Genomic DNA, 5,246 nt, shown 5'->3' with positions numbered 1-5,246 from the left:
TCGGCGGTGCCCTGCACCTCGATGATGCGGCCGTCGCCGGTCATGACGAAATTGGCATCGGTCTCGGCCTCGGAATCCTCGGCATAGTCGAGGTCGAGTACCGGCGTGCCCTGATAGATGCCGCAGGAGATCGCAGCGACATTGTCGCGCAGCACGTTGGCCTTCAGCATGTTGCGGGACTTCATCCAGGAGACACAGTCGGCCAGCGCGACCCAGGCGCCGGTGATCGAGGCGGTGCGGGTGCCACCGTCGGCCTGGATGACGTCGCAATCGACGGTGATCTGGCGCTCGCCGAGCGCCTCGAGGTCGATGGCCGCGCGCAAGGAGCGGCCGATCAGCCGCTGGATCTCGACGGTGCGGCCGCCCTGCTTGCCGGCGGCGGCCTCGCGGCGGGTGCGTTCCAGCGTGGCGCGCGGCAGCATGCCGTATTCGGCGGTGACCCAGCCGCGGCCCTGGCCCTTCAGCCAGGGCGGCAGCCGCTCTTCCAGCGTGGCGGTCACCAGGACATGGGTATCGCCGAATTTAACCATGCAGGAACCTTCGGCGTATTTGACCACGCCGCGTTCCAGCGACACGGGGCGCAACTGATCGGGCGCACGGCGGCTTGGCCGCATGGGGAATCCTTTCGAAAATCGAGCGAAAATCCGGTTGCGGTGCTTGTAGGAGGGGGAGCCGGCAGCGGCAAGGGCTTTGGCAAGGGTTTTGAGTGCGTTTTTGAGCGCGTTTTGGCCGCGTATTTGGCAGGCAGAGCGCGCTTGTCATCGGCCCTGCGGAGCGACAAATTAGGGATATCAGGGAGTAAGAAGTGGCCCATCACGATCCGATCGGCTTGATCGCGCCGCATGCGGGGCTTGCCCAGCTCAACGAGCGCTCACGCGACATTTTTCGTCAAATCGTCGAGAGCTATCTCGCGACCGGCGAGCCCGTCGGTTCGCGCAACATTTCGCGCCTGATCGCGGTGCCGTTGTCACCGGCTTCGGTCCGCAACGTGATGTCGGACCTCGAAGCGCTCGGCCTGATCTATGCGCCGCATACCTCCGCGGGACGGCTGCCCACCGAACTCGGCCTGCGCTTCTTCGTCGACGCCCTGATGCAGGTCGGCGATCTCACCGAGCCTGAGCGCGAATCCATCCAGAGCCAGCTGGCGTCGGTCGGACGCGCGCAATCGATCGAGGCCGCGCTCGGCGAAGCCTTGACGCGGCTCTCCGGCCTGACACGGGCCGCGGCCGTGGTGCTCACGGCCAAATCCAACTCGCGGCTCAAGCATATCGAATTCGTGCGGCTGGAGCCGGAGCGCGCGCTGGTGGTGCTGGTCGGCGAAGACGGCCAGGTCGAAAACCGCGTGCTGACGCTGCCGCCCGGCGTTCCGCCTTCGGCGCTGACCGAAGCGACCAACTTCCTCAATGCGCGGATCCGTGGCCGCACGCTCGCCGAGGCGCGGCTCGAACTCGAGACTGCCCTGACACAGAGCAGGGCCGAACTCGATCAGCTGACGCAGAAGGTGATCGCGGCCGGCCTGGCAAGCTGGTCGGGCGGCGAAAACGAGGACCGCCAATTGATCGTGCGCGGGCATGCCAATCTGCTGGAGGACCTGCACGCGCTGGACGATCTTGAACGCGTCAAGTCGCTGTTCGACGATCTCGAGACCAAGCGCGGCGTGATCGACCTGCTCGGCCGCGCCGAGCGCGCCGAGGGCGTGCGGATCTTCATCGGGTCGGAGAACAAGCTGTTCTCGCTGTCCGGCTCCTCCACCATCATCGCGCCCTATAGCGATGCCACGGGCCGCATCGTCGGCGTTCTCGGCGTGATCGGGCCGACGCGGCTGAATTACGCGCGGGTGATCCCGACGGTCGATTACGCCGCGCGGATCGTCAGCCGTATCCTGGGCGGCTAACGGGCCGCGAATTGGTCCGATTCCGATCCGGTTGCGCTTGATTTTCGGCCCCTGAAGCACGATATCCCCCGCAGCAAATCCCAAATCGAACCAGATGCGTTTTTTGAGAAGGCAGCCTTATGACCGATCCCAAGCGGCCAAGCGATGACGCGGCAAATCCGGCCCAGGCCGGCGAGCCCGTGGTCTCGAAACCCTACATCATGCCCGACGATCCCGAGGAAGGATCGGTGGGGGCGCTGACCAAGGAAGTGGCTGAAACGCGGGACAAGATGCTGCGCACGCTGGCGGAGATGGAGAACCTGCGCCGGCGCACCGCCAGGGAAGTCGCCGACGCGCGCGCCTATGGCATCACCGGCTTTGCGCGCGACATTCTCGAGATAGCCGACAACCTGCAGCGCGCGATCGATGCGATCCCGGCGGAAGCCAAGGAGAGCGCCGATCCCGGCATCAAAGCTTTCATCGAAGGCGTCGAACTGACCGAGCGCTCGCTGCTCAACACGCTGGAGAAGAACGGCGTCAAGAAGTTCGATCCGACGGGCGAGAAGTTCGATCCCAACTTCCAGCAGGCGATGTACGAAGTGCCCGATCCCTCCGTCCCGTCGGGAACGGTGGTTCATGTCGTGCAGGCCGGCTTCACGATCGGCGAGCGCGTGCTGCGCCCGGCGATGGTCGGCGTGTCGAAGGGCGGCGCCAAGGCCGCGCCGGCGGCGGCGCCTTCGGAGCAGAGCTGACACACGCTTGACCCTCATGGTGAGGAGGCGCGCAAGCGCCGAAGCGCGCTTCCCTTGGCTAAACCGCGATATCGCTCGACTGGATGCGCTTGACGCCGGCCCTGGTCATGTCGGCCCAGGCCTTGGCGAGCGAGCCCTGCAGGTCGATGCCGCGGCAGGCGTCCTCGATCACATAGGTTTCGAAGCCGGCCTTGCGCGCGTCGAGTGCGCTCCAGGCCACGCAATAGTCGGTGGCGAGGCCGGCGAGGAACACCCGCTTCACCTTGCGCGCCTTCAGGTAGGCGGCGAGCCCCGTCGTGGTCTTGCCGTCAGCCTCGGTGAACGCCGAATAGCTGTCGACGTTCTTGTTGAAGCCCTTGCGGATGACGAGCCCGGCATGCGGGACCGTGAGGTCCTTCGACAGCGAGGCGCTTTCGGTGCCCTGCACGCAGTGATCCGGCCACAGCACCTGCTTGCCGTAGGAGAGGTCGACGGTCTCGAACGGCTTCTTGCCGGAATGCGAGGTCGCGAACGAGACATGGCCCGCAGTGTGCCAGTCCTGCGTCAGCACCACATTGGCAAAGCCCCTGGCGATGCGGTTGATGACGGGAACGACCTGCTCGCCATCCTTGACCGCGAGGCTGCCGCCGGGAAGGAAGCAGTTTTGCACGTCGATGACGATCAGCGCGGAGGCGTCATCTGGCTTGATCGGTGCGGCCATCAGCGCACGCGGCATCAGAGCCGCGACCGACGTCGCGCCGAGACCTTTCAGAACCACCCTGCGAGAAAGCATAGCGCGTCTCCCTGTTGCGAACCCGACAGGAGGCTAGTTCCATGCGTGTACGAACGAAAGCCCGAAATTGCGGCGCGGCTTGCCGATGACCCGATCAGGCCTTCGGCTGGATTCCGTCCCGCACCGCGCGGAAGCGCGGGAAGGCCTTGCTCCATTCGTCACGCGGCGACGAGCCGATGATGCGCACCGAGGTCTGGGCGCCGAACCGCAGCCACTGCACGATGGTGACCGGCGTATTGTCCTTGCCGCTGATGGCGTCGATCCGCGTCTCGTAGCCGGGCTGGCCGTCGATGCGGACCGGCTCGGACATCGTGATCCGTCCGTCGCGCACGCCGGGAATGGTCGTTGCGATCTGCTGGGCGAAGCGGCCGCGATCGTCGGGCGAAGCCGCGGTCGAGCCGATCACGCCGATGATCATGAAGGGGGCGATCTCAAAACCCTTCTTTTCATCGCTGTCGGAGAGGATGAGGGCGGCGCCCGGCGCCAGCGTGCGGACGTTCTTGAAGCTCGAGAGCTCGCTGATCTTGAACGGCATCAGCCCGAGCTGCTCGTCGACCGGCACCTCGGTGCGCAGCGTGGCGGTGGCGAACATCTGTCGCACGGCATCGTCGGTGTAGATCTTCGAGGCGTTCTCCGGCACCTGCACGGCGATATAGCCGGAGAAGGTGGGGCCGGGCAGGATCATCGAATAGCGGCGCACGTTGGTTGCGCCGTCCTTGCCGTTCTCGATCGTGTAGTAGCCGAGCCCCGCCGGCGTCTCCAGGGTCTCCGGCTTGATGCCGGCAGTGCCGGCCGGGTTGGCCTTGAAGGCGTTGGCGACCTCGCCATAGGCCTCGGCGGGAAGGTCGGTGACCAGCACCTTGACGCCATGGTCTTCGGTCTCGAATCCCGTGAACGTCCTGGCCTTGTTGAGGCCGACAAGCGGCGTCATGCCGACCCTGGCGCCCGGCGCAAAGACCGGGTCGGCGGCGAACGCCGAAACGGCGACGGCAGAAGAGAGCGCGGTAACGAACAGGGAAACCGCAGCAAGGTGACGGAGTGGCTTCATGGAGGATCTACCGGGTTGGTATTGGAGGCTGTTCAAAGACCGATGCAATTCGTGGAAACCTTGGTCGCCTCGGGGGCACGACAGCGTCGTTCCAGTCGGCCCGCCTTTTAGCGGTTTTGCCGTCCGTGCAACAGGGCAGGGCGGCGGTCCGTTCCCCCATTCATCGCGAAATGCCGGCATTTTGCTCGCTATCCGGGCGCTTTTTTGCGGCGTTTGCAGCGGCCAAATACCGCTCCCCGCAGTCTGGCCGCCGGCCCGCCCGGCCTGGGTGAGCCGCAGCGGCGCGCCACGGATGATGCGGGGTCCTGCCGGTTTCTTAACGGCGCGCCGGGCGCGGACCAGCCCCGGCCGGCCCTGACACAATCTTTCAAACGTCAGGCTTTTCAGGCCCTAAGCCTGCGTTCGGTCCTTGCAGGCACATCCCCCCCTCCTATATGAGGCTCACCGTCGCAATATCGCGAGTATTTGAACGTTGGGGGTTCGGTTAGGTGCGCCGTTCAGGGCCCAGCCAACCTGCCGCAAAAAGAAGGATATGAGGACCATGGGAAAGGTCATTGGGATCGATCTCGGCACCACGAATTCGTGCGTCGCCGTAATGGATGGCAAAACTGCGAAAGTGATCGAGAACGCCGAGGGCATGCGCACCACGCCTTCGATCGTTGCCGTTACCGATGACGGCGAGCGCCTCGTCGGCCAGCCCGCCAAGCGCCAGGCGGTGACCAATCCCGAGCGTACGTTCTTTGCGGTGAAGCGCCTGATCGGCCGCCGCTACGACGACCCGATGGTCGAGAAGGACAAGAA

6 protein-coding genes are annotated in these 5,246 nt (G+C 65.3%); 3 read left to right on the top strand and 3 right to left on the bottom strand.

The genetic code is table 11. The features are described 5' to 3' along the window. Positions 1 to 614 (bottom strand): ribonuclease PH (gene rph / locus V7E26_RS29070; RefSeq protein ID WP_324422831.1); only part of this gene is annotated, 614 nt, incomplete at its 3' end. A 191-nt stretch (positions 615 to 805) separates the two neighbouring features. Here rph and hrcA point away from each other — a divergent pair. Together hrcA and grpE are read left to right on the top strand one after the other, a co-directional pair. Beyond that, positions 806 to 1,894, top strand: coding sequence for a heat-inducible transcriptional repressor HrcA (gene hrcA / locus V7E26_RS29065; RefSeq protein ID WP_324422830.1), 1,089 nt, complete (start codon positions 806 to 808; stop codon positions 1,892 to 1,894). 119 nt (positions 1,895 to 2,013) lie between these two features. After that, positions 2,014 to 2,625: a nucleotide exchange factor GrpE gene (grpE, locus tag V7E26_RS29060; RefSeq protein WP_324422829.1), complete on the top strand. Its 612-nt coding sequence runs from the start codon at positions 2,014 to 2,016 to the stop codon at positions 2,623 to 2,625. Between the two features lie 58 nt (positions 2,626 to 2,683). Here the strand turns inward: grpE and pncA are convergent, their stop codons facing one another. Together pncA and V7E26_RS29050 are read right to left on the bottom strand one after the other, a co-directional pair. Then, a complete protein-coding gene (gene pncA / locus V7E26_RS29055) occupies positions 2,684 to 3,397 on the bottom strand; it encodes a bifunctional nicotinamidase/pyrazinamidase (protein WP_324422828.1) in 714 nt (237 codons plus the stop codon). Between the two features lie 94 nt (positions 3,398 to 3,491). Then, positions 3,492 to 4,445, bottom strand: a complete 954-nt coding sequence (locus V7E26_RS29050; protein WP_324422827.1) for a hypothetical protein — start codon at positions 4,443 to 4,445, stop codon at positions 3,492 to 3,494. Between the two features lie 541 nt (positions 4,446 to 4,986). On the opposite strand from V7E26_RS29050, the gene V7E26_RS29045 reads away from it, so the two are divergent. Continuing rightward, on the top strand, positions 4,987 to 5,246 hold a 260-nt coding region (locus V7E26_RS29045), incomplete at its 3' end, for an Hsp70 family protein (protein ID WP_324422826.1).

Source organism: Bradyrhizobium sp., assembly GCF_036735945.1.
Lineage (GTDB): Bacteria > Pseudomonadota > Alphaproteobacteria > Rhizobiales > Xanthobacteraceae > Bradyrhizobium.
This window is presented reverse-complemented; position numbering and strand designations above follow the sequence as displayed.